This window comes from Streptomyces albiflavescens (assembly GCF_014645835.1).
Lineage (GTDB): Bacteria > Actinomycetota > Actinomycetes > Streptomycetales > Streptomycetaceae > Streptomyces > Streptomyces albiflavescens.
In genome coordinates this window covers 193,885-217,755 of record NZ_BMMM01000012.1, presented here as the reverse complement: position 1 = coordinate 217,755, position 23,871 = coordinate 193,885, and the positions used below count along the sequence as shown (strand labels likewise).

At 70.6% G+C, this 23,871-nt stretch carries 17 protein-coding genes; 8 read left to right on the top strand and 9 right to left on the bottom strand.

Annotation, left to right across the window (positions count from 1 at the left end; translation table 11 throughout):
- Positions 1–73 precede the first annotated feature (73 nt).
- The 5 genes from IEY95_RS29990 to fxsT are packed head-to-tail and all read left to right on the top strand — an operon-like array spanning position 74 to position 7,977.
- Complete coding sequence (locus IEY95_RS29990; RefSeq protein WP_229703468.1) at positions 74–478, top strand: CU044_2847 family protein; 405 nt, start codon at positions 74–76, stop codon at positions 476–478.
- Positions 475–1,419: an AAA family ATPase gene (locus IEY95_RS29985; RefSeq protein WP_189189281.1), complete on the top strand. Its 945-nt coding sequence runs from the start codon at positions 475–477 to the stop codon at positions 1,417–1,419. The genes IEY95_RS29990 and IEY95_RS29985 overlap by 4 nt, the downstream gene beginning before the upstream one ends.
- A gap of 9 nt (positions 1,420–1,428) precedes the next feature.
- On the top strand, positions 1,429–3,210 hold the full coding sequence (locus IEY95_RS29980; protein ID WP_189189280.1) for a magnesium chelatase: 1,782 nt from the start codon (positions 1,429–1,431) through the stop codon (positions 3,208–3,210).
- Positions 3,200–4,498, top strand: a complete 1,299-nt coding sequence (locus tag IEY95_RS29975; RefSeq protein ID WP_229703467.1) for a CHAT domain-containing protein — start codon at positions 3,200–3,202, stop codon at positions 4,496–4,498. Before IEY95_RS29980 ends, IEY95_RS29975 begins: the two co-directional genes overlap by 11 nt.
- Positions 4,495–7,977, top strand: coding sequence for an FxSxx-COOH system tetratricopeptide repeat protein (gene fxsT / locus IEY95_RS29970; protein WP_189189279.1), 3,483 nt, complete (start codon positions 4,495–4,497; stop codon positions 7,975–7,977). The genes IEY95_RS29975 and fxsT overlap by 4 nt, the downstream gene beginning before the upstream one ends.
- Positions 7,978–8,070: 93 nt before the next feature.
- Here fxsT and IEY95_RS29965 read toward each other — a convergent pair whose 3' ends face one another.
- The 6 genes from IEY95_RS29965 to IEY95_RS49345 form a co-directional block, all read right to left on the bottom strand.
- A complete protein-coding gene (locus IEY95_RS29965; RefSeq protein WP_189189278.1) occupies positions 8,071–11,892 on the bottom strand; it encodes a multifunctional oxoglutarate decarboxylase/oxoglutarate dehydrogenase thiamine pyrophosphate-binding subunit/dihydrolipoyllysine-residue succinyltransferase subunit in 3,822 nt (1,273 codons plus the stop codon).
- A gap of 292 nt (positions 11,893–12,184) precedes the next feature.
- The gene (locus IEY95_RS29960; RefSeq protein WP_229703466.1) at positions 12,185–13,315 is read right to left on the bottom strand and encodes a HAMP domain-containing sensor histidine kinase; all 1,131 of its coding nucleotides are present in this window, start codon (positions 13,313–13,315) and stop codon (positions 12,185–12,187) included.
- A gap of 40 nt (positions 13,316–13,355) precedes the next feature.
- The gene (locus IEY95_RS29955; protein ID WP_054236710.1) at positions 13,356–14,093 is read right to left on the bottom strand and encodes a response regulator transcription factor; all 738 of its coding nucleotides are present in this window, start codon (positions 14,091–14,093) and stop codon (positions 13,356–13,358) included.
- A 113-nt stretch (positions 14,094–14,206) separates the two neighbouring features.
- The gene (locus tag IEY95_RS29950) at positions 14,207–14,884 is read right to left on the bottom strand and encodes a spermine/spermidine synthase domain-containing protein (protein WP_189189277.1); all 678 of its coding nucleotides are present in this window, start codon (positions 14,882–14,884) and stop codon (positions 14,207–14,209) included.
- Positions 14,885–14,924: 40 nt separating this feature from the next.
- Positions 14,925–15,629: a glycoside hydrolase family 3 protein gene (locus IEY95_RS29945; RefSeq protein WP_229703465.1), complete on the bottom strand. Its 705-nt coding sequence runs from the start codon at positions 15,627–15,629 to the stop codon at positions 14,925–14,927.
- A 71-nt stretch (positions 15,630–15,700) separates the two neighbouring features.
- Complete coding sequence (locus tag IEY95_RS49345) at positions 15,701–15,919, bottom strand: glycoside hydrolase family 3 N-terminal domain-containing protein (RefSeq protein ID WP_229703480.1); 219 nt, start codon at positions 15,917–15,919, stop codon at positions 15,701–15,703.
- 140 nt (positions 15,920–16,059) lie between these two features.
- Here IEY95_RS49345 and IEY95_RS49340 point away from each other — a divergent pair, with 140 nt between their 5' ends.
- The gene (locus tag IEY95_RS49340) at positions 16,060–17,166 is read left to right on the top strand and encodes a rhomboid-like protein (protein WP_229703464.1); all 1,107 of its coding nucleotides are present in this window, start codon (positions 16,060–16,062) and stop codon (positions 17,164–17,166) included.
- A 325-nt stretch (positions 17,167–17,491) separates the two neighbouring features.
- Here the strand turns inward: IEY95_RS49340 and IEY95_RS29935 are convergent, their stop codons facing one another.
- Complete coding sequence (locus IEY95_RS29935; RefSeq protein ID WP_189189276.1) at positions 17,492–18,388, bottom strand: hypothetical protein; 897 nt, start codon at positions 18,386–18,388, stop codon at positions 17,492–17,494.
- A 265-nt stretch (positions 18,389–18,653) separates the two neighbouring features.
- Here IEY95_RS29935 and lon point away from each other — a divergent pair, with 265 nt between their 5' ends.
- Positions 18,654–21,071, top strand: coding sequence for an endopeptidase La (lon, locus tag IEY95_RS29930; protein ID WP_189189275.1), 2,418 nt, complete (start codon positions 18,654–18,656; stop codon positions 21,069–21,071).
- Positions 21,072–21,156: 85 nt separating this feature from the next.
- Here the strand turns inward: lon and IEY95_RS29925 are convergent, their stop codons facing one another.
- A complete protein-coding gene (locus IEY95_RS29925) occupies positions 21,157–21,981 on the bottom strand; it encodes a lysozyme (protein ID WP_189189274.1) in 825 nt (274 codons plus the stop codon).
- Between the two features lie 282 nt (positions 21,982–22,263).
- On the opposite strand from IEY95_RS29925, the gene IEY95_RS29920 reads away from it, so the two are divergent.
- Positions 22,264–22,761, top strand: a complete 498-nt coding sequence (locus IEY95_RS29920; RefSeq protein WP_189189273.1) for a MarR family winged helix-turn-helix transcriptional regulator — start codon at positions 22,264–22,266, stop codon at positions 22,759–22,761.
- 52 nt (positions 22,762–22,813) lie between these two features.
- Here IEY95_RS29920 and IEY95_RS29915 read toward each other — a convergent pair whose 3' ends face one another.
- Complete coding sequence (locus IEY95_RS29915) at positions 22,814–23,602, bottom strand: protein phosphatase 2C domain-containing protein (RefSeq protein WP_189189272.1); 789 nt, start codon at positions 23,600–23,602, stop codon at positions 22,814–22,816.
- Positions 23,603–23,871: the final 269 nt, after the last annotated feature.

Below are 23,871 nucleotides of genomic sequence, written 5' to 3'. Positions count from 1 at the left end.
CCCGCGCGCCGGGGAATGACCAAGTTCTCTCTCAACAGCCGTGCATTTCAAGAGAGTTGAACCAGGGGGACGCGTGGTGATCTTGGTGGGGCCCGTCCCGACGGGCGCGGATGGACCCATCCCCGTCGAAGTCGACACGGACCTCGATCCGTCCGACCCCGACGGTCTCGACCTCGTCTACGGCGACGAGAGCACCAGGGGAGGAGCCGCCCGCCGTGTCGTCGAGGTCGCCCACGACGCCTACACCGACGGACTGGACCTGGCACGCCGGTGCGCCGCACAAGCGGTACGGAGGTTCGAGGAGCTGGAAGCGGGCCTGAGGCCCGACGAGATCGAGATGCAGCTCTCCATCAAGGTCGACGCGGGTGTGGCGGCCCTGGTCAAGAGCGGTGCCGAGGCCCAGCTCCAGATCACCTTCCGCTGGCAGACCTCCGGCGCTCCGGACGCGGCTGGGGGCGCGCCCGGAGCCGCCTCGTGAGCCGCACATCGCCGGGGGCGTGGATCCTCCCGTACAGCTGTGTAGTCGGACAGGACGACCTGAAGCTGGCTCTGGAGCTCAACCACGTGGCGCCCGGCATCGGGGGTGTCCTCATAGCGGGGCAGCGCGGCACCGCCAAGTCGACGATCGTCCGCGCTTTCGCCCTGATGATGCACGGCGAATTGCCCGTCACGCTGCCCATCAACGCGACCGACGACCGTGTCGTCGGAGGCTGGCAGCTCGACGCCCTGATGCGGGGAGAGACTCGCGAACAGCCCGGGCTCCTGGAGGAGGCACACGACAAGGGCTTGCTCTACGTCGACGAGGTGAACCTTCTCGACGACCACGTCGTCAACATCATCCTCGATGTCGTCTCGACCGGGGTGCTGTCCGTGCAGCGCGAGGGGCTCGCAAGCGCCAAGCAACTCGCCTTCGGGCTCGTCGGCACCATGAACCCCGAAGAGGGCGGACTGCGGCCGCAACTGCTGGACCGGTTCGGGCTCATGGTCACCGCCGCGGACCTGGACACCGACGCCCGCCACCGGATGATCCGTACCGTCCTCACCTTCGAAGAGGAGCGGACCCGGGGCACCTCGGAGTGGCTGGCCGAGGCCGAACGGCACAACGGCGTCGTCCGCGACCGTCTCGAAGCCGCCCGGGAGCGATTCCCGCAGGTCGAGGTCCCCGACGACATCCTGCGCCTGTGCGCCGAGGCCGCCGGGCAACTCGACGCCGTCGGACAGCGCGGCGAGATCGTCGCCACCCAGGCCGCCCGTGCCCTCGCCGCCCTGGACGGCGTCCTCCGGGTCCAGCCGCGCCATCTTCTTCAAGCACTGCCCCTCGCATTGCGCCATCGCAGGCCCGAGGCGGCGCACGGCGGGACCTTCGACTGGGGGCGCGACGACCATGCCCGGATCAAGGACCTCTTCGACGCGGGTTGAGCCGACCTCATGACGACCGCGACCCCTGCCCTCGAACCGTCTGACGACGCGCGGCGGCTGGAGTGCGCGTTCCGCTGCGCGGCTCTCGACCCGGCCCTTGCCGGGGTGCTGCTCTTCGACCTGGAGCCACGCCTGATCGAACCCGTTTCCCGCGTCTTCGCGGCGGTCCTCGGCGGCCCGGCCGGCCCACCCGCCGCCAGGATCCCGCTCGGCGCGGCCACCCGCGACGAGGAGCTGTGGTGCCGTTCACGACTCGAACGGCGCCCGGACGGCATCGCGTTCACTGTCGGGCCCAGTCCCCTCGTCGACGGCGCGGCACCCCCGCCCCTGGCCGTCGTCGCGGATCTGGCGAGTCTCAGCGTCGCCGGAATGCGGGCGGCCGTGCAGCTCATCGGCGCCGATCTCGTCTCGGTCGAACAGCCGGGGCTGCGTATCGCTGATCGACCGCGTACCCGGTGGCTCGCACTATGCCGCTCCGAGGACGCGGGGCGCGTCACCCCGCACCTCTTGGACCGGTTCGCGGTACGGCTCGCCGTGCCCGGACTGCGTACGGTCCCGGATGCGGGCCCCACCGACGCACCGTTGCCCCACGACACGTTCGCCACCACCACGGACCGGGCCGTCACCCGCGTACATGAGATCCTCGGGCCGGGAGCGGGCCCGCGCAGAAGCCTGGCCCTCGCGCGGATCGCGCGGGCGCTCGCCACCCTGGGAGGCCATCGGGAGGTGACGGCCCAGCACTGCGAGGAGGCGGCGCGGCTCATCGGGCTGCGCGTGACCGAACCGACGCCGGCCGACGACCGTGCGGACAGCGAGGCACCTGGCCCCCGGCTCCCTCCGCTGCCGCGCCCCGGTGACATCGGCCGCCGCGGAGGCCGGCCCGCGAAGCGGCGCCGCTCGGAGGAGAAGCTGCCGCTGCTCGCGTCCGGGCCCGCCGAAGGGGTTGGCCCCGCGCCGGGTGCCACGCTCGGCATGCCGTACCCGGAGGACGAGGCCATGGCCCTGCGCGAGTTCATGCCGCTGCGCAACCCGTGGCAGCGGCGCTCCGGGCCCACCTCGACGAGGGGAGCCGTCGTGGGAACCCGGCGGGCGCGCGACCTGCGGGACCTCGCACTGGTGCGCACGGTGCGGGAAGCTGCCGTGCACCAAAGGATCCGGGGCAACAGGGAGTTCACCGTCGCCCCCGTCGACCTGCACAGCAATCTCCGCGCACCCGCCCCCGAACGCCTGCTCACCCTGCTCCTCGACCACACCTGTCGAGGTGACTGGGACTGGCAGGACGCGCTCACTCCGTTCCTCCAGTGGGCCTACACATCCAGGGCCGCCATCCACGTCGTCGAGGTCGGCGGTGCCGACGCGGCCGATGAACTGCGAGCCGAGTCTTTCGCCGCGCGCGGTGTGCTCGACCCGCGTGTACTCGCCGCCCTGTACCGGCCCAAGGGGCGGGCCACACCGCTCGCCCACGGCATCGAACAGGCTGGGCAGGTGCTGCGCCAGGCGTTCCGCAGACAGGGCAGCGCCCTCGCCGAGGCCTGGCTGGTCGTGGTGACCGACGGCCGCGGCAACGTTCCGCTGCGCGCCAGCCACACCGGCCGACTGCACGGACCCGTGGCCGTGCAGGGCATCGAGGACAGCCTCACCGCGGCTGCTTCGTTCGCCGCCATGGACCGCGGCAGGCTGAACGTGGCGGTCGTCGACACGGCTCGAAGGCCGTACGGAGACCTGCCGTTCGCGCTGGCCGATACCCTCGGCGCCACCGTCGTCGAGGGGCGGGACAGCCATGGGGGCTGAGGAACAGCACGGTGCCCGGTGGCTGTCCGGGACGGGATCCATGGTGCGCAGGGCGTCGCTGCCCGGTCTGAAGGAGGCGGCCCGTCGCGCCCCCGCCTCCCTGCGCAGCCTGCGGCAGCCGCGTGAGGCGGCGTCCGGAGTCGGCGGCGCCGCGGCCCACCCCTATCAGCGTCTCAAGGACGGCGACGCCGTGCTGTACGTCGTCCGGGCCCAGGACGGCGCGGGCCGCGACGCCTACCGGGTGACCGGCTGGTGCGGCGACCTGACCGTCCGCAGCGCGGCCGAATCTCCACGGCTGAGCGCTCCCGGAGTGGGCCTCGGGAATGTCCGCCGCGACGGCGAGTACCCCGCCGACATCCTGCACGGCATCCACCTGTGGTCGCGCAACCAGCCGGAACTCGGCGACTGGTTCAACCGCGTCCGCGCCCGGCACGGCGCGTCGCTGCGGCTTCTCGTCTGGGACGACACGGGGTACGAACTCCCCTGGGAGCTCTTCCTGCTGCCCGGCGACGCCACGCGTGGCTTCCAAGAAGCCTGGTTGGGCGCTCAGGTCGTGATGTCCCGCTGGACGACCGTGCACGACAGCGGCCACGACCTGCCGCGCGAGACGACGGACTGCCGCGGCCGGGTGCTCGGCTACCTCCACCACGAGATGGCCGACGACGGACGGGTCTTCCGCCCCTACGCCCACCAGCTCCACGCCAGGATGACCGCGTTCCTCCAGGCGCTCGACACCCCCGGTGATCCCACCGGCCTCGTCTACATGGGCTGCCACGGCACCTACGGCGACAGCGTCCCGCGCCTCACGCTCGGTAACCGCACCTGGGCGGAGCTCAACGGCCAGGCCATGGGCGCCCTGCGCGCCGACCGCTCCCTGGTGTGCCTCAACGCTTGCCACTCCGGGCGTGCCGTCCTCAACAGCGCCCAGGGCGAGCAGGCACTGCGCGGGTTCGCCGAACTCTTCCTGCGCAAAGGGGCCGGCGGCTGCATCGTCACGTCCGGCCAGGTCGGCGACAAGGAGGCCCGGGCCCTGGTCCGCGGTCTCGTCGAACAGGTCGCCGAACACCCGCACAGCCCGGTCACCCGGACCCTGCTGTCCTTCCGGGCCCGCGCGGCGGAGGAGTTCGGCCCGCCGTCCGCCGTCCCCCCGATCCGTGACGACGACGGCAGGGTCGACGAGTTCGGGCAGAAACGGGTCCTGCGCCTGCTGTACGCGTTCATGTTCCACTACTACGGGCACCCGCAGACCACGCTGCGACTGACGGCCCGGGGGGTGGAGGCGCGATGACCTCACCCGATCAACGCCCCCTCCTCATCGAACCCGTCGTCGCCTGGCCGCACCGTGCCGAGACGGACTGCGACTACCTCGTCACGGTCGACCTGAGCGGTCCGCTGGCGCCGGACGGCGGCGAGGCCGAATGGCCCTACCCCGACGAGGAGTTCACCTTCACCGTCGCCCTCGACGGCTCCCCGCACTTCGTCTGTACGGCGCTCGACGAACCCAGCGTCGTCCTGCACCGCTTCGGCGGCACCTACGGCCCGGCCTCCTTCCGCGTCACCACGGGCACCATCCCAGGGCCCGCCGCGCTGTGGCTGACGGTCAGCAACCAGTGGGGGGTGCCCGTCCGCAAGGCCGAACTGCGCTCGGAGATCTGGGAACGCGAGCCGGGGAGGGCACCGGCGGCGCAGCTCGCGGAGGTCGTACGGGCTCGGGCCTCCCTCCCTGCCCCGCCGAGGCCGCGGACGCCGGAGCCGCCTTCCACCCGCACCATCCAGCCGACGCCGGTTCCCGAGCGGAGTGACCCTCAGACCGTCACCGGCCAGTCGTTCACCGGCCAGACCATCACCATCAGCTTCGCCGGCTACAACCGGGCCTGGGCGGTGTGGATCGCGGACCGCCTGGAGCAGCGCGGCCGATCTGTCAGGCTGCTCCGCTGGGACCCGTCGAAAGGCACCTCCACGGGGGACGCGATGCGCGAGCTCCTCTCGGTGCCGGGCCCAGTGCTCCTGATCCTCAGCCAGTGGTACTTCCAGTTGGGGCCGCGCAGCCACGACGACTGGAACGAGGCTCTGCGCGAGGTTGTCGCGCCGAACGCCGACCGCTTCGCAGCGGTCAGCATCACCTCGGCGCCCCTTCCGTCCGCGACCGCGGTCCTCCGGGCTGTCGAGCTGCTCGGCGTGGACGCCGAGGAGGCCGAACGACGGCTGCTGCGCCGGCTCGGCGTGCCGACAACGTCTGTGCCGGCCGACTCCGGCCGCTCCCGTCCGCGCTTCCCCATGGAGGTGCCCGAGGTATGGGGCGGGGTGCCGCGCCGGAACACCCGATTCACCGGTCGTGAAGCGCTGCTCACGCGGGTGGGCCGACTGCTTCAGGACAGGGAATCCGGCGTGGCCGCGCTGTGCGGCATGCCGGGCGTCGGCAAGACCCAGCTCGCCATTGAGTACGTGTACCGTTTCGGCTCCGAGTACGACGTCGTGTGGTGGGTCAGCGCTGACCAACGCTCCACCTGCAGGGAGGGTCTCGCCCGACTGGCCCCGGTGCTGGGGCTGCGGACCGGCCAGGAGATCGGCGAGCGCATCCGCGCGGTGCACCTGGCGCTGCGCGAAGGTGCGCCGTACCGGCGCTGGCTGCTCGTCCTGGACGGCGCCGACGACCCCGAACTGGTCGCCGACACGATGCCGAGTGGGACTGGCCATGTTGTGATCACGACACGCAACGCCGACTGGGAGCGGCACGATGCCGCGCTGCTGGAAGTCCCGCTCTACGAGCGCGCCGAATCCGTCGCCTTCATCCGCCGTCGCGCACCCCGCCTGACCGGAGCCGAGGCGGACCAACTCGCCGAGGCGCTGGGGGACCTGCCGCTCGCGCTCGCCCAGACAGCCGCCTGGCTGAGCGACTCCGACATGTCGGTCCGCGAGTACATCGCCGAGCTGGAAAGCGGCGGCGAGTACGACGCGGTCACGGTCTCCGCGGACTTCCCGCTCACCTTCCGGACCGCCTGGGCGATCCTGCTGAACAGATTGCGCGATACGGCCCCCGAATCCGTCGATCTCCTCAATTTGTGCATGTTCTTTTCGCCGGGCTCCATCCCCGTACGACTCCTGACAGGCATACCGGTCAACCAAAGGCCTGAATCCATCCGATGGTTGATGGATGATCAGGAGCTGTCGGACAGGACGCTCCAGCGGCTGGCTCAGTACTCGGTGATCCGGCTGGAGTCCGGCGGGACGGCCGTGTACGTGCACCGCATGGTGCACCAGATCGTCCGCCAGAACATCCCCGAGGACGACGCCCGGGAGTACGCCACCGCGGCCCGCGCCGCGCTCGCTGCCGCTGCTCCCGGTAGGCCCGGCGACCCGGAGACGTGGCCTGCCTATGCCGAGATCGTCCCGCACCTGGAGTACGCGGGTGGGCTGCACGATACCGACCCGGCCGTACAGAACCTCGTCCTCGACTGTCTGCGCCACCTCTACCTGGCCGGCGAGTACGGCACTGGCCTTCGCCTTGCCGAACAGGCCATCCCCGTCTGGGAAGCGCTCCTCGACTCCGACCATCCGGCCCTGTGGGACCTCGGACACCACTACGCCAACCTGCTGCGTGCGGTCGGCGACTACCGGCACAGCGAGGCCGTCAGCCGCGCCGCCGCCGAGCGGCACTGGGCCAGCGGCCGCCCTGACCGCCGACGACCGTACCTGCGGGCCGCGAGCGGCCTCGCAGCAGACCTGCGGGCGCTGGGCCGCTACCAAGAGGCATACGGACTCTCGCAGGAGATCTACGACGCCTACGAGGAACTCGTGGGCGATGAGAACGACCCGGCTGTTCTCGCGGCACGGAACAACCTGGCAATGTCGCTCCGCCTGCTCGGTGACTACCGGCGCGCACGGGACACGGACCGGAGCGTCCTGCACGCCCGCGACCAGGTTCTGGGCCCCCGCCATCCGTGGACGCTGCTCTCCGAAATCCACTACGCGACCGATCTGCGCCTGCTCGGCCACCCGCGGGACGCCGTCTTGGTCCAGGCGGCCAGCGCGGAACGCCACCGCGCGCAGCTCGGCCCCGACCACCCCCAGACCCTGCACGCCGAGTACAACCTGGCCATGTGCCGTTATCAGGCCGGCGAGCTCGAGGAGGCATGGGCCTTGTTTGCCTCGGTCGTGGAACGCGGTGATTGGGTTGTCGGCGAAGACGACCCACTGAGCCTGATGTTCGCCGTCGCCCACAGTTGCTTCGTACGAGTACACGGGGACCTCGACCGGGCGCGGGAGATCTGCGAGCCGATCGTCGCCCGCTATGAGCACATGCTTGGCCCCGCCCACCCCTACGTCGCAGGCGTCCACGCCAACCAGTCCCTGATCCTGCGTGTGGTCGGCGAACGGGAAGAGGCCCGCTTCCTCGCAGACCGAGCATGTGCCGACATGGAGCGGGCGGTGGGGCCCGGCCACCCCTGGGCGCTCGGCTGCGCTCTCAATGCCGCCGCGGCGGCTGCCCTGGCCGGTGATCGAGAGAGAGCTCTCGCGATGAGCCTGGACACGGCGGCCAGGGCCGAGGCCGACGAAGTTCTCGGCCCCGCCCACCCCTTGACGCTGTCGGCGCGCATCGCTCTTGCCGCCGACCTGCGGGCCACGGGCGACCGTGGGGAGGCCGAGCGGCTGGAACAGGTCGCCCTCAACAACCTGGAGGCGACCCTGGGCGCCGACCACCCCCGCACCCGCTCCGCCAGAAACCGCGAGCGCCCCTTCTGGGACTTCGAACCCCTGACCACGTGAACGGGCCCGCACGCCGAAGGCCCGGCCCCTCGAAAGGGAACCGGGCCTTCGCCGTCGTACAGGAAGCGGTCGTGGGCGACCGCGTGCCGAGGCCTACGCCTCGAACACCTCCCGCGCCAACTGCTCCTGCTCCGCCTGGTGCCGCTTGGCGGAACCCACGGCGGGGGACGAGGAGTGCGGGCGCGAGATGCGGCGCAGGCGCTCGCCGTGCGGGACGTCCGCACCGACCGCCAGGTCGAGGTGGTCGATCAGGTTGAGGGCGATGAAGGGCCAGGCGCCCTGGTTCGCCGGCTCTTCCTGGGCCCACAGGTACTTCTCGGCGTTCGGGTACTTGTTGACCTCCGCCTGGAGCTCGGCACCCGGCAGCGGGTACAGGCGCTCGATGCGGATGATGGCCGTGTCCGTGACGCCGCGCTTCTTCCGCTCGGCCTCGAGGTCGTAGTACAGCTTGCCGGCGCAGAAGACGACCTTGCGGACCGCCGCGGCGTCGACCGAGTCGTCGCCGATGACGGGGCGGAAGGCGCCCGTGATGAACTCCTCCGTCTTCGACGCGGCGGCCTTGAGGCGCAGCATCGACTTCGGGGTGAAGACCACCAGCGGCTTGTGGTGGGGGTTGTGCACCTGCCACCGCAGGAGGTGGAAGTAGTTCGACGGGAGCGTCGGCTGGGCGACCGTCATGTTGTTCTGCGCGCACAGCTGGAGGAAGCGCTCGATACGGGCCGAGGAGTGGTCCGGGCCCTGGCCCTCGTAGCCGTGCGGGAGGAGCAGGGTGACGCCGGACGTCTGGCCCCACTTCTGCTCGGCGGCCGTGATGTACTCGTCCACGACCGTCTGCGCGCCGTTGACGAAGTCGCCGAACTGCGCCTCCCACATGACCAGCGCGTCCGGGCGGGCCAGCGAGTAGCCGTACTCGAAGCCCATGACCGCGTACTCGGAGAGCAGCGAGTCGTAGACGTTCAGGCGCGCCTGCTCGTCCGAGAGGTACTGGAGCGGCGTGAAGTCCTCGCCCGTGACCCGGTCGATCAGCACCGCGTGACGCTGGCCGAACGTGCCTCGGCGGGAGTCCTGGCCGGAGAGGCGGACCGGAGTGCCCTCGAGGAGCAGGGAGCCGACGGCGAGGGTCTCGCCCATGCCCCAGTCGATCGTGTCGTCCTCGATCATCGCCGCGCGGCGCTGCAGCTGAGGCAGCAGACGCGGGTGCACGGTGACGTGGTCGGGGATGTTGACCTGGGACTCGGCGATCCGCTTCACGACCTCCTGGGAGACCGCGGTGGACACGGCGACCGGGAACTGGGCCTGCGTGTCCGGGGCCGGCACCTCGGGCGCCTGCGAGACGGCCTCGCGGACCTCGGTGAAGACCTTCTCCAGCTGGCCCTGGAAGTCCTGCAGGGCCTGCTCGGCCTCCTCCAGGGTGATGTCGCCGCGGCCGATCAGGGACTCGGTGTACAGCTTGCGCACCGAGCGCTTCTTGTCGATCAGGTCGTACATCAGCGGCTGCGTGAACGCCGGGTTGTCGGACTCGTTGTGTCCGCGGCGGCGGTAGCAGATGAGGTCGATCACGACGTCCTTGTTGAACGCCTGGCGGAACTCGAACGCCAGCCGGGCGACGCGGACGACGGCCTCGGGGTCGTCACCGTTCACGTGGAAGATCGGCGCCTCGATCATGCGGGCCACGTCGGTGGCGTACATGGAGGAGCGCGACGACTCCGGGGCGGCGGTGAAGCCGACCTGGTTGTTGATGACGATGTGGACCGTGCCGCCCGTGCGGTAGCCGCGCAGCTGCGACATGTTCAGGGTCTCGGCCACCACGCCCTGGCCCGCGAAGGCCGCGTCACCGTGCAGGGCGACCGGCAGGACCGTGAAGTCCGTGCCGCCCTTGTTGATGATGTCCTGCTTGGCGCGGACGATGCCCTCGATGACCGGGTCGACCGTCTCCAGGTGGGACGGGTTCGCGGCCAGCGAGACGGCGATCTGCTCGCCGTCCAGGCCGGTGAAGGTGCCCTGGGCGCCCAGGTGGTACTTCACGTCGCCGGAGCCGTGCATCGACTTCGGGTCGAGGTTGCCCTCGAACTCACGGAAGATCTGCGCGTACGACTTGCCGACGATGTTCGCGAGGACGTTCAGGCGGCCACGGTGGGCCATGCCGATGACGACCTCGTCCAGGCGGGACTCCGCGGCGCTGTCGATGACGGCGTCGAGGAGCGGGATGACGGACTCGCCGCCCTCCAGGGAGAAGCGCTTCTGGCCGACGTACTTCGTCTGCAGGAAGGTCTCGAAGGCCTCCGCCGCGTTCAGTCGGCGCAGGATGCGCAGCTGCTCCTCGCGCTCCGGCTTGGTGTGCGGGCGCTCGATGCGGTCCTGGATCCACTTGCGCTGCTTCGGGTCCTGGATGTGCATGAACTCGATGCCGGTGGTGCGGCAGTACGAGTCGCGCAGCACACCGAGGATGTCGCGCAGCTTCATCAGGGCCTTGCCGGAGAAGCCGCCGACCGCGAACTCGCGCTCCAGGTCCCACAGGGTGAGCCCGTGCTCGGTGATGTCCAGGTCGGGGTGCTTGCGCTGGCGGTACTCCAGCGGGTCGGTGTCGGCCATGACGTGGCCGCGGACCCGGTAGGAGTGGATCAGCTCGAAGACGCGGGCGGCCTTGGTGACGTCGTCGTCGTGCGAGGCGTCGATGTCCTTGAGCCAGCGGACCGGCTCGTAGGGGATCCGCAGCGCCTCGAAGATCTCGTCGAAGAAGCCGTTCTCGCCGAGCAGCAGGTTCGCGACGATGCGCAGGAACTCGCCGGAGGCGGCGCCCTGGATCACCCGGTGGTCGTAGGTCGACGTGAGCGTCATGACCTTGGAGATGCCGAGCTTGTTCAGGGTGTCCTGGGAGGTGCCCTGGAACTCCGCCGGGTAGTCCATGGAGCCGACGCCCATGATGACCGACTGGCCGGGCATCAGACGCGGCACGGAGTGGACGGTGCCGAGGCCGCCGGGGTTGGTCAGGGAGACCGTGACACCGGTGAAGTCGTCCATCGTGAGCTTGCCGTCACGGGCGCGGCGGACGATGTCCTCGTAGGCCTGCCAGAACTCGAAGAAGTTCAGCGTCTCGGCCTTCTTGATGCCCGCGACGACGAGCTGGCGGTCGCCGTTGGGCTTGACCAGGTCGATGGCGAGGCCGAAGTTGACGTGCGGCGGCTTGACGAGGGTGGGCTTCCCGTCCTTCTCCGCGTAGTGCCAGTTCATCGACGGCATGGCCTTGATGGCCTGCACCATCGCGTAGCCGATGAGGTGGGTGAAGGAGATCTTCCCGCCCCGGGCGCGCTTCAGGTGGTTGTTGATGACGATGCGGTTGTCGAAGAGCAGCTTCACGGGGACCGCGCGCACGGACGTGGCCGTGGGCAGCTCCAGCGAGGCGTTCATGTTCTTCGCGACGGCACCGGCGGGGCCACGCAGGGTGACGTACTCCGGACCCTCGGGGGCCTCGGTGGCCGGCTCGGCCTTCGGCTTGGCGGCGGCCGGAGCGGCCTTCGCGGGAGCCGGGGCGGCGGCAGCGGGCTTCGGTGCCGCGGGAGCGGCCACCGGAGCGGGCGCGGGCGCGGCAGGAGCCACGGGAGCGGCCTGAGCCGGAGCCGGGGGCGTCACGGGCGCCGCAGGGGCTGCCGGAGCGGCAGGCGCGGCCGGGGCCGCCGTGGTGGTCCCTGCGGCCCCCGCGGCCGCAGTACCCGCCGGAGCCGAGGCGGCAGCGGCGCCCGGCTTGTAGTCGGCGAAGAAGTCCCACCAGGCTCGGTCTACCGAATTCGGGTCCTGGAGGTACTGCTGATAGATCTCGTCGACGAGCCACTCATTGGGACCGAACGCAGCAGCGGGGTTCTTCCCGGCTTGGTCATCGGTCGAGATGCTCGAGTTACTGGGGGACTGTGGCGACACGGCGGCAACCGCCCTCTTCCGCTTCACAAGGTGATGGACAGCGGGAATTAAGGCTACGCCCCTGTGGCCGGGAAGGTCAGGTCGGGCCCGTCCAACGTCGTGCAAGTCACATCGGAAACCGTGTTTCGGCTGTGGAAATGGCGGGAAACAAGCGTGGTTCCGGTTCCGGACGGGCTCGTTCGGGTATGTCGATTCCGGGTCGCGGCACGACTCACGCGGCCCCTCTGCCTGATCACACGTGTCCGCCAGTGCGGACACCGATGGATCTTGTGGCTCCGGTTCGAACTTTACGTCAACTTGGCAGAGATGGAAGTCCCGGAAGGGTGACCTGGATCCGGCAGCCCCGCTCGGATTCGGCCACACCGATCCGGCCGCCGTGCAGATCGACCGCCCAGCGCGCGATGGCCAGGCCGAGCCCCGTACCGCCGTCGCTGCCGGGACCGTGCGGCGAGGGGACCCCGCCCCGGTTGAACCGTTCGAAGACCCGGTGCCACTCCGACTTCGGAATGCCGGGCCCCTCGTCCAGGACCTCCAGGGCCAGTGACTCCGGGAGGTCGCCCCGCCTGGCCTTCACGGTCACGCGGCCGTGCGGCGGGCTGTGCTTGACCGCGTTGTCGATGAGATTCGCCACGACCTGGTGGATCCGCTCCGGGTCCGCGTGCGCGGTCAGCTCCGGCGGGGACACGTCGAGGTGCAGATGGACGTCGGTGCGCGTGTGGCTGCCGGAGCCCGAGGCGATGTCCGCGCGCGCGGAGGCGACCATGTTGGCCTCCTTGAGCACGCCCGACAGGTACGGCCAGACCTCGAAACGCCGCTTGTGCAGCGGTACGACGCCGTTGTTCAGCCTCGACAGGTCGAGCAGCGTCTCGACCAGCCGGCCCAGGCGCTCCGTCTGCTTCAGGGCCGTACGCATCGTCTCGGGATCGGCGGCGGAGACGCCGTCCACGACGTTCTCCAGGACCGCGCGCAGGCCCGCGATGGGAGTGCGCAGCTCGTGCGAGACATTCGCCACGAGTTCCTTGCGCTGGCGGTCCTGGGCCTCCAGCTCGTCGGCCATGAGGTTGATCGTCTCGGCCAGGTCGCCCAGCTCGTCGCGGCGGCTGTCGCTCACCCGGCGCGTGTAGTCGCCGTGCGAGATGGACCGGGCCACCGCGTTCATCTCGTCCAGCGGTGCGGTGAGCGAATGGGCCACGAACTGCGTTATCAAGAGTGTGGCGATCATCGAGAAGACCGTGATGAAGCGCAGCTCGGTCTCGGTGCGCACCGCGATCATCAGCAGACCGGTGGTGATGAAGACCGAGACGACGACCAGCGTGCCGAGCTTCGTCTTGATGGAGAAGGGCCGTACGACGCCCCAGGGAACAGCGCTCCTGTGCTCCCCGAAACCGTGCCCGTCGACCTCGCGCTGCCCGAGCCCGCTCATCACATCAGCCCCCTCAAGAAGCTTCCGACGAAGCCCCGGCTCAGGGAGTCGGGGTCTCCAGCGCATAGCCCACGCCGTGGACCGTGCGGATCCGCTCGGCACCGATCTTCCGGCGCAGCGCCTTGATGTGGCTGTCCACGGTCCGGGTACCGGAGGCGTCCGCCCAGTCCCACACCTCGGCGAGCAGCTGCTCGCGCGAGAGTACGGCACGGGGGGTGTTCGCGAGGCACACCAGCAGGTCGAATTCGGTGGGCGTCAGGTGCACGTCCTCCGAGCGCACCCGCACCCGGCGCTGCGCGTGGTCGATCTCCAGCTCGCCGAGACGCAGGATTCCGCTGCGCGGCGTCGAGGCGGCCACGACGGCGCGCTCGACCCGGCGCAGCAGGACGTGCACGCGGGCGGCCAGCTCGCGCATCGAGAACGGCTTGGTCATGTAGTCGTCGGCTCCGACGCCGAGTCCGACCAGCATGTCGGTCTCGTCGTCGCGCGCGGTGAGCATCAGCACCGGCACCGGGCGCTGGGCCTGCACGCGGCGGCAGACCTCCAGGCCGTCGAAGCCGGGCAGCATGATGTCGAGGATCAGCAGGTCAGGCTGCCAGGCCTCGGCGGTGTCGACGGCGGCAGGGCCGTCGCCCGCGGTTTGCACCAGGAATCCCTCGGCACGCAGGCGGGCCGCGATGGCGTCGACGATCGTCGGGTCGTCCTCGACCACCAACACCCGGCGTTGAGCGCCCGGTGTCGCCGCCGTGCCGTTGTGGGAGGTGTGTGTCTGCTCCATCGCCCGCCCCTGAAGTGTGCTTTCCGGAATCCGTGGGGTGATCCCATGACTGCGCTTGACGCTTGAATGATCGGCGTCAGGGAAGCAGAGTACGGGCAGTCACCGTGCCGCGGCTATCCAGCCCTGACTGCGAGGTGTACGACGTCCGGAACGCCCCGGGCAACCGGGATCTCTTCGGTACGCACCCGCTGGAACCCGGCATTCCGTAGGGATCCTTCAAATTCCGGAGAGGGCTGTGCCGACCACACCGCGAGCACCCCACCGGGCCTCAAAACCCTTGCGCAGCTTGCCAGTCCGGCCTTCGAGTACAGGCCTTCGTTGCCCTCGGTGACTGTCCAGCCGGGCCCGTTGTCGATGTCGAGACACAGCGCGTCGTACGTGGCCGACTTCTCATTGACGTAGGCAACCAGATCGTTATCGACGATTTCCGTGCGCGGATCGGCGAGAGCCTCGGCGGAGATTGCGGAGAGCGGTCCGTGGAGGTGCCAGTCGATGACGGCCGACTCGCGTTCGACGACCGTGATGCGCCCCCACCGGGGATCGGCGGCGGCGTGTGCGAGCGAGAACCCGACGCCGAGGCCTCCGATCAGCACATCCGGCCGCGCACGCCCGTCCAGCGCGTCGTACGCGGCGTCCACGAGCAGCCGCTCCGAGCGGCCGTCGGAAGTGTCCATCAGGAAGCATCCGTTGGCGATGATCTGCAGCAGCGCGCCGTGTCGCCGCAGCACGACCTCGCCGTAGGGGCCCTGGCGACGGTCGATGACCACAGGGGTGTCGTACGAAGCAGTCATGGCTCCCATCCTGGCAGTTTCACCAGGATGGGTAGCCGAATTAACCCCTGAGTGCGGCCCCGTGCCCGTACGGGAACACCGGATCCCCCGTGTCGTCGGGCACATCCGGCCGGGACGCCTCCACCGCCGCCATGGAGCGCGGGAGTTCGAACGGCAGGCGCCCCTCGGCCCGTGCCCGTCCGAAGGCGACGTCGAGCAGGGCGGCGTCCGAGGCGCCGTAGCCGGCGACCAGGGCGGCCGCCTTCTCGGCGATCTCCGGGAGTACGGCCGGTCGTTCGAGCTTGACGCACACCAACGTCGGCACCGGCTCCAGGAGTCGCAGGATCTCCTTCAGCTCGTCCTCGGGGAAGGCGAGCGAACCGGGGTGGAAGAAGGACTCGAAGATCCCGGGACGCTTCTCGTACGGGGTGCGCAGGCGCAGCACCGCGAGTTCCGCGTCGACGGGGTCGGCGACGACTTGGCCGTACGCCGAGGCCGTCTGCTCGGAGACGCCCTGGACATACAGGTTCGGACGGCCCTTCAGCGGCAGCAGGTCCTGGGCGGTCAGGACGGTGAGGGAGCGGCGCTGGGCCGCCTCGCCGAGCGCGGTGAACTCGCCCGCCCCGACGACCTCCTCGGCCCGGTCCGGGTCGACATAGGGGTTTTCGAAGAGGCCGAGCGCGAACTTCTCGCGCAGGAGTCGACGTACAGATTCATCGATACATGCCTCCGGGACGCGGCCCGAGCGAACCACTTCCACGATCACCCCGGGGCACTGCTCGCCGCCGAACTGATCGGTGCCCGCGTCCAGCGCCTTCGCCGCGCGTTCGGCGACGGTCAGGTGCTTGGCACCCCAGGCGCGGGCGGGAACAGCTCGTCGAAGACGGGCGCGTCGGTCAACAGGCCCCAGTCGGTGCAGACGATGCCGTCGAAACCGAGCCGTCCCCGCAGAAGGTCGGTCAGGACGTCACGGTTGAAGCCGAAGCCGACCTCCTCCCAGTCGGTGCCGACCGGCTGGCCGTAGTACGGCATCAGCTGCGAGCAGCCGGCCTCGATGGCCGCCTTGAACGGCGCCAGGGCGGCGGACGCCTGACGGGTCTTGGAAGTTGCTGTGAATCGGCTCTCGCGTGGCGTCGGTCATAGACAGCGACGTGTGGGACACGAAGGGTGGGGCGCGACGGAAGGAGCGCCTCACCGTGGACCGGAGCACCACCGCGCGGGCTGACGCCGTGCCGGCCGACCCCGAGACGGGCGCGCCTCTCCTCGACGATCTTCTGGACGGGATGCCCCGCCAGCGCGACGGTTCGCTCACCACGCCCCGCCACGCGGCCGCGGAGGCACCGGCTTCGGCCGTGGCACCCGAACCGGTCACGGGGGCAGCGGCTCCGGTCGCGTCCCCCGGACCGGGCAGGGTGGCAGCGGCTCCGGTCGCGTCGCGCGGACCGGGCAGGGTGGCAGCGGCTCCGGTCGCGTCGCGCGGACCGGGCAGGGCGGCAGCGGTCCCGGTCGCGTCGCCCGGACCGGCCGCCGCGCCTGCTGCCGCACGTGTGTCCGCCCTGGGCGCGCTCGCCGGGCGGCTCCGTACCCTCCGCCCCTGGCGGCTTTTCCCCACTCCCCTCGGGACGCCCTTCACCTTCGGATACGCGGCCGTCCTCGCCGTCACCTCGGCCGTCACCGAGTACGCGGACCCCACGCTCGTGCACGCGCTGCACCAGGCATCCAGCACGGACGTCGCGCATCTCGCGCAGCACCCGGTGCTGGTGCTGGTCGCGAGCGCGCTGTGGATCGTCGGCGGGATCACCTCGCCCTACGCGGTGGCGTTCCTGGTCGTCCTGACGGCGCTCGAGCGGCGGACAGGCGGGCTGCGGACGGCCGGTGTCTTCCTGCTCGGGCACGTGGTCGCCACGCTGGCCACCGAAGTGCCCGTCGGGCTCGCGGTGCTGGTCGGCCATCTGCCCGACAGTTCCCTGCACCGCCTCGACTACGGCATCAGCTTCGGCGTCGCCACGAGCGTTGGCGCGCTCGCGGGACTGCTGTCGCCCTGGCTGCGCTGGCCGCTGTTGATCGGCTTCGCCGCGATGCTCGTCGGCGACCTCCTCGCCTTCACCGACCCGATGACAGGCTGGGGACACCTGATGTCCCTGACGATCGGCATCTCGACGTGGCCGCTGGTGCGGCGTCGGCAGGCGGCGCGAGTGCCCTCGTCGGTCAGCCGTTCCGGACCGCGGCGAGGCGTCGTGCCGGCCCAGGGATGCCGAGCCGATGGTCCCGGGCGGCGGTCGCCCCGTGGAGCTCGTTCGTGAGCTGGTACGGGTCACGGCGCAGGTCGTCGTACGCGCGGAAGACCACCGCCGCGCTGTCGCCGGTGCTCGGCAGGCGGCCCTTCTCGTCGAGGCGCAGGTCGTAGTACTCCGTGTACTGCTCGTTCTTGCCGATGTACGACGCCCAGCTGTGGATCGGCTGCTCGTCCTGGCGGTTCCACCACCACTCGCCGAGCAGATGCCCGCGGTCGTCCGTGCCGAGCAGCGAGTGCCCGTCGTGCGGGGTGTCCGGCCCGATCCCGGCCGCGTCGAGAAGCGCGGGCGCGATGTCGATGTGCCCGGCTCGCTCCGCGCCGTCCGGGTGGAGTCAGCTCCAGGTCGGCGAGGTGGAGTGGGGCTGCTCGTAGGGCACGGGCCTGCCGGTGAACGCGTCGAGGAGCATGCGGTCACCGATCGGGCGGTCCAGTTTCACCGTCACCTTCTCGATGCGCAGTTCGGACGTGCACGGGCCGTCGGAGACGCCGCGGACCGAGGCGGAGAACACCACGCTGCCCCCGGTCTCCAGCACGTCGACGGCTGGGCCGTCGTCGCACGATCCGTGCTCGGCGCGCAGGGTGACCGTCCGGCCGTCCTCCGCGACCGTGTCCAGCCCGGCGAGCGGTCCCAGCTCGGCCGTCTGCTGCCGCACGGGCCCGATCGGGGGCCGGGGGAGTTTCGCGGGGGTGACCGCGACGCGTTCGAGCGGAGTGTCGTAGCCCTTGATCGTGAAGTGCCAGGCGGGGACCGTCGCCGCCCCCCGGCTGGTCAGCAGGGTCATCTCGCCGAGCCGGGCACCGGTCACGGTGAGGGCGGGACCCGAATTACCGCCCCGGTCGAGCTTCTCGTACGCCGCTCGCGCGGAGGTGACCGGGACGGCGAGCGAGTCGCCGTCGCGCCACCGGATCTCCCCCTTCTTCTTCGGCGCGTCGGGAAGAGAGGCGCGCAGTTCGAAGTTCTGGGTGAGGTACGCGCGCTTGTCGGCGTCGTTGTGGAACGCCCCTTCGGGCAGCTGAACGGCGTCGCCGAGCGGGTAGTAGCCCCGCTGCCACACCCGCGCCGCCTCGGAGCCCTCCCAGGCGGCGGCGACCTGGCGGGCGCGCTCCGAGTCGGCGGCGGTGCCGCCGTCCCGGACCTTGTCGCCGCCGCGGGGTGTCGTTTCGTTGCCGCATCCGACGGCTGCGGCGGCGACCAGGCCGAGTACGACGAGCAGTTTGACGGACCGCATGATGCCCCCCGGAGGCAGACGGTGGAGTGGAACCGCATCCGGCACCGCACCTGTGACGCCCGGGCCGTGCGCGACGTTCATTCCCGGCGCGGGCCGCGCTCCGGGGGCGAGGAGAGCTGTGCGGGCGCGGGCCGCGCTCGGGCGCGAGGCGGTCTGATCGCAGATCGCAGAGCTGATCGCTGACAGCGAACGGACCCCGGGGAACAATGCAAGGCCTCCATGCATTGAGCCGGTGTAACTCAACTTGACTGCCGAAGGGGAGATCATGGCTTCGACGTCCACACCGCTCACCCTGCCCGTGCTGCCGCTCGACGACGAGGTCGTACTGCCCGGCATGGTGGTTCCGCTGGACCTGAACGACACCGATGTACGCGCAGCGGTGGAGGCCGCCCAGGCCGCCGCCCGTTCGACACCGGGCAAGCCACAGGTGCTGCTGGTGCCACGCATCGACGGGACGTACGCGGGCACCGGTGTGCTCGGCACCGTCGAGCAGGTCGGCCGCCTGGCCGACGGCGACCCGGGCGCGCTGATCCGCGGGCGTGGGCGCGTGAAGGTCGGCGCGGGGACCACGGGTCCCGGTGCCGCGCTGTGGGTGGAGGGCACCCGGGTCGAAGAGACTCTGCCCGACCCGCTGCCCGGCCGGGTCACCGACCTGGTCAAGGAGTACAAGGCCCTCGCCACCAGCTGGCTGCGCAAGCGCGCCGCCTGGCAGGTCGTGGACCGCGTACAGCAGATTGATGATGTTTCCGCCCTTGCCGACAATTCCGGTTACTCCCCGTTCCTGTCCATCGAGCAGAAGGTGGAGCTCCTGGAGACCGCCGACCCGGTCGCCCGGCTGAAGCTCGCCACCGAGCAGCTCCGTGAGCATCTGGCCGAGCAGGATGTCGCCGAGTCCATCGCCAAGGATGTCCAGGAGGGCGTCGACAAGCAGCAGCGCGAGTTCCTGCTGCGGCGTCAGCTCGAAGCCGTCCGCAAGGAGCTGCGCGAGCTGAACGGCGAGTCCTCGGACGCGGAGGAGTCCGACGACTACCGCGCCCGCGTCGAGGCCGCCGACCTCCCCGAGAAGGTCCGCGAGGCCGCGCTCAAGGAGGTCGACAAGCTGGAGCGGTCCAGCGACCAGTCGCCCGAGGGCAGCTGGATCCGGACCTGGCTCGACACCGTGCTCGAACTGCCGTGGAGCGAGCGGACCGAGGACGAGTACGACATCCAGGGCGCCAAGGCGATCCTGGACGCCGAGCACGCCGGTCTGGAGGACGTGAAGGAGCGGATCACCGAGTACCTCGCGGTGCGCAAGCGGCGCTCCGAGCGCGGGCTCGGCGTGGTCGGCGGGCGGCGCGGCGGTGCCGTGCTCGCGCTGGTCGGCCCGCCCGGTGTCGGCAAGACCTCGCTCGGCGAGTCCGTCGCGCACGCCATGGGCCGCAAGTTCGTCCGCGTCGCCCTGGGTGGCGTGCGGGACGAGGCCGAGATCCGCGGACACCGGCGTACGTACGTGGGCGCGCTGCCCGGCCGTATCGTCCGCGCCATCAAGGAGGCCGGGTCCATGAACCCGGTGGTCCTGCTGGACGAGATCGACAAGGTCGGCTCCGACTTCCGCGGCGACCCGGCCGCGGCCCTGCTCGAAGTCCTCGACCCGGCGCAGAACCACACCTTCCGCGACCACTACCTGGAGGTCGAACTCGACCTGAGCGACGTCGTGTTCCTCGCGACGGCGAACGTCCTGGAGGCCATCCCGGAGGCCCTGCTCGACCGTATGGAGCTGGTCCGCCTCGACGGCTACACCGAGGACGAGAAGGTCGTCATCGCCCGGGACCACCTGCTGCCGCGCCAGCTGGAGCGGGCCGGTCTGCAGTCCGAGGAGGTCACGCTGGACGAGAGCGCACTGCGCAAGCTCGCCGGCGAGTACACGCGGGAGGCGGGTGTACGAAACCTGGAGCGGGCCGTCGCGCGGCTGCTGCGCAAGGTGGCGGCCCAGCATGAACTGGGCGAGCGGGAGCTGCCCTTCACGGTCACGGACGCGGATCTGCGCGGTCTGATCGGCAGGCCGCACCACGTGCCCGAGTCCGCTCAGGACCCGGCCGAGCGGCGCACGGCGGTGCCCGGTGTCGCCACCGGTCTGGCCGTCACGGGCGCCGGCGGTGACGTGCTCTACGTCGAGGCGTCGCTGGCCGACCCGGAGACGGGCGCGGCGGGCCTGACCCTGACGGGTCAGCTGGGCGACGTGATGAAGGAGTCGGCGCAGATCGCGCTGAGCTTCCTCAGGTCGCACGGTGCCGAGCTCGAACTGCCGGTCGGTGACCTGAAGGACCGGGGCGTGCACATCCACTTCCCGGCGGGCGCGGTCCCCAAGGACGGACCGAGCGCGGGCGTCACCATGACGACGGCGCTGGCCTCGCTCCTGTCCGGCCGCCTGGTCCGCACCGATGTGGCGATGACGGGTGAGGTCTCGCTGACGGGTCGTGTCCTGCCCATCGGCGGGGTGAAGCAGAAGCTGCTCGCCGCGCACCGCGCGGGTGTCACGACGGTCATCATCCCCAAGCGCAACGAGCCCGACCTGGACGACGTCCCGGCCGAGGTCCTGGAGAAGCTCGACGTCCATGCCGTCACGGACGTCCGACAGGTCCTGGAGCTGGCGCTGTCGCCGGCGACGAACGGCGCGACGCCGGAGGTTCCGGTAGCGGCGTGACGGACGCGACCGGAAAGGGAAGGCCCGGGTCCCGTGAGGGAGGCCCGGGCCTTCACCGTGCGCGCGGTGCCCACGCTCGGGCGGGTCAGCCGTTGGCCAGCGCCACCACCCGGTCGAGGGCCCCGTTGAACTTGTCGTGGTCGCCGACGGTCGGTCCGGACGACGTGTACTGCCACATCGTGTAGTAGGACCAGCCGGCGGGGAGCGTGCCGGGGTCGGAGGCGTAACGGGCGATCCACAGCGGGTTGGCGGAGGCGAAGCCGCCGTAGTTGCCCGTGCACTGGGTCCACCAGCTGGTGGCCGTGTAGATCACCGCGTCGCGTCCCGTGCGCGCCTTGTACTGGGCGAGGAAGCTGCTGATCCAGCTCACCATGGCGCTCTGGGTCTTGCCGTAGCAGGCGGCCCCGTACGGGTTCCACTCGATGTCGAGCGCGCCCGGCAGCGTCTTGCCGTCCTTCGACCAGCCACCGCCGTGGTCCACGAAGTAGTTCGCCTGCGTGGCGCCGGTCGTCGTGTCGGGAGTCGCGAAGTGGTACGCGCCGCGGATCATGCCGACGTTGTACGAGCCGTTGTACTGCTGGGCGAAGTACGGGTTCGTGTAGTACGTGCCCTCGGTCGCCTTGGTGTAGGCCCACCTGACCCCACTGCTCCACAGGGTCGACCAGGCGACGTTGCCCTGGTAGCCGGAGACGTCCACGCCTTCCGTCTGCGTGGCGTCACCGCTGCTCGGCGTACCGTCCTGACCGTCGTGCGCGACGACGCCCATGCCCATGTGGGCGGAGCCCCGGGCGGGGATGTCGGCGGCGGAGGAGGGGAGGGTGTACAGGAGGGAGAAGGCGGTGAGCAGGATTCCCAACGCGAGCGGGCGCAGGCGGTGGGTCGTTGCGGGTCTGTGTCTGTGCACGGGCATGTCGTGCCTCCGAAGAGATCGGTGGTGCACGGTGGTGCTCGGTGGGGGGAACGCTGACGGCACGCGCACGCCCGGGTGGGGGGTCAGGTCCTCGTCGACCTGCAGATGGCGTGGGCATGCCACTGATTGCCTGATAAAGAAGCTACGCACGTAGAAGACGGCGTGGGAAGAGGGCCCGGAGGCTGCCGTTGGTCTACGCCTGCGAAATACTGGCGGAGCTGCGGCAATGGCGGATTGTGGCGGAAACTTTCAGGATCGGGAAACCGGGGCAGGGGTGCTGACGTGCACGACAACGGAAACGGCGGCGGGCAGCGTGTCGAATCCGCGGCGTCGGGAAGTGGTGTGGACCAGGAATTCCCGGCGCTGGAACGCGAGTTGACCGTGTTCTTGCGGCGCGCCCGCGCCTCCTCCGGTGAGATGGCCCGCGAGGTCCATCCCGACCTGGAGTCCTCCGCGTACGGGCTCCTCTTCCGGCTGGAGGAGTGCGGCCGGCAGCGTGCCACGGAGCTCGCCGCCTACATCGGCGTCGGCAAGGCCACGATGTCCCGTCAGCTCCGCGCCCTCGAGGATCTCGGCCTCGTGGCCCGCGAGCCCGACCCCGCCGACGGCCGCGCCTGGCTCGTCCACCTCACGGAGGAGGGACAGGAACGCTTCCGGAAGGTCCGACAGGCCCGCCGGGCCCGCTATGTCCGGCAGCTCGCGGGCTGGGACCCCCGCGAGGTCGCGGAACTGGCCCGGCTGCTGCACCAGCTGAACACGGGGATGGAACAGCAGCGTTAGGCCACCGGCCGGCCCGCTTCCCCGAGGATGCGCGCCTCGCGGGCATCCCGGCTCACAGCTCCACGAACACCGCCGTCGCATCGTCATGCGTCTTGCTCCGTCGCAGATGCACCCGCTCCTGCGCGTCCGCGGTCTCCAGTGCCCGTACGCGGTTGACGAGTGCCTGTGTGCCCTCCTTCCGTACGAGGGTGAACAGGGCGGCCCAGTCGCCCTCGTGGAACTTTTCCACCCAGCGGGTGGCGCCGTCCGTGAGGGCGGTCAGGGCGCGGACGGACGTGCGGGGCAGTGTGCCGGTCACCGCGCGGGAGACCACCGAGGGATCCGCCGCCGCCGTGAAGAAGCCGTCCTCCTTGTTGCGGACGGTCGCGTCGGCGACGGCGTCCGTCGCGAGGGAGGTGCGGGGGAGGCGGGAGAGGCGGTCGTCCAGGAGTGCGGTCACGTCGCCCGTGGGGGACTCCACCAGCAGGGCGGAGTCCGAGAGGATCAGGTACTCGACCTCGGCGGCGGACCATCTGGCGAGGACCACGGTTGCCTGCGGTGTCCGTGGGTGAGAAAGGTCACAGGTGTCGGCGTGGGCGTCAGCCACGCGGCGAATGGCCCTGGAGAGGATCTCCGGCAGGGTCAGATCTCGGCGGGAAACGGACAGTTCGGTCAGGGCTCCGCCGAGGCGTGTGGAGAACCAGGCGACGGAATGCAGACAGCCGTAGTCGCTCCGAGGGGGCGTCACGCCGTCCAGGACGACCAGCGAACCCCCCTGTCCTGAGGCCGGAAGGCCGACCGATGCGAAGTCCTCATTGGGGCGGTCCGGGTCACCGGGCTCCGAGACGAGTTCAGTGCGCATCCGGCCAGTCTGCACGAGCCCTTCACAAGGTCTACGAAAGGCTGGCATCCGTTGCCGAACGGGTGCGGACCACCAGCTCAGGCGCCGGGTTTGGCATGGAATGATCGACTCCGGTGAAGCGTGGTGGCGAATAGTGCCAAAGCGCGTCGCCGACGTCCAACCGGCCCGCCGGTCAAGACCGTCGAACACGCCGGGGGAACTTGCCCGCCAACTCCGGTCCGATGTTCACTCCTTCGGGTGGCGGGCCAGATGATGCGGGGCCACTGCCC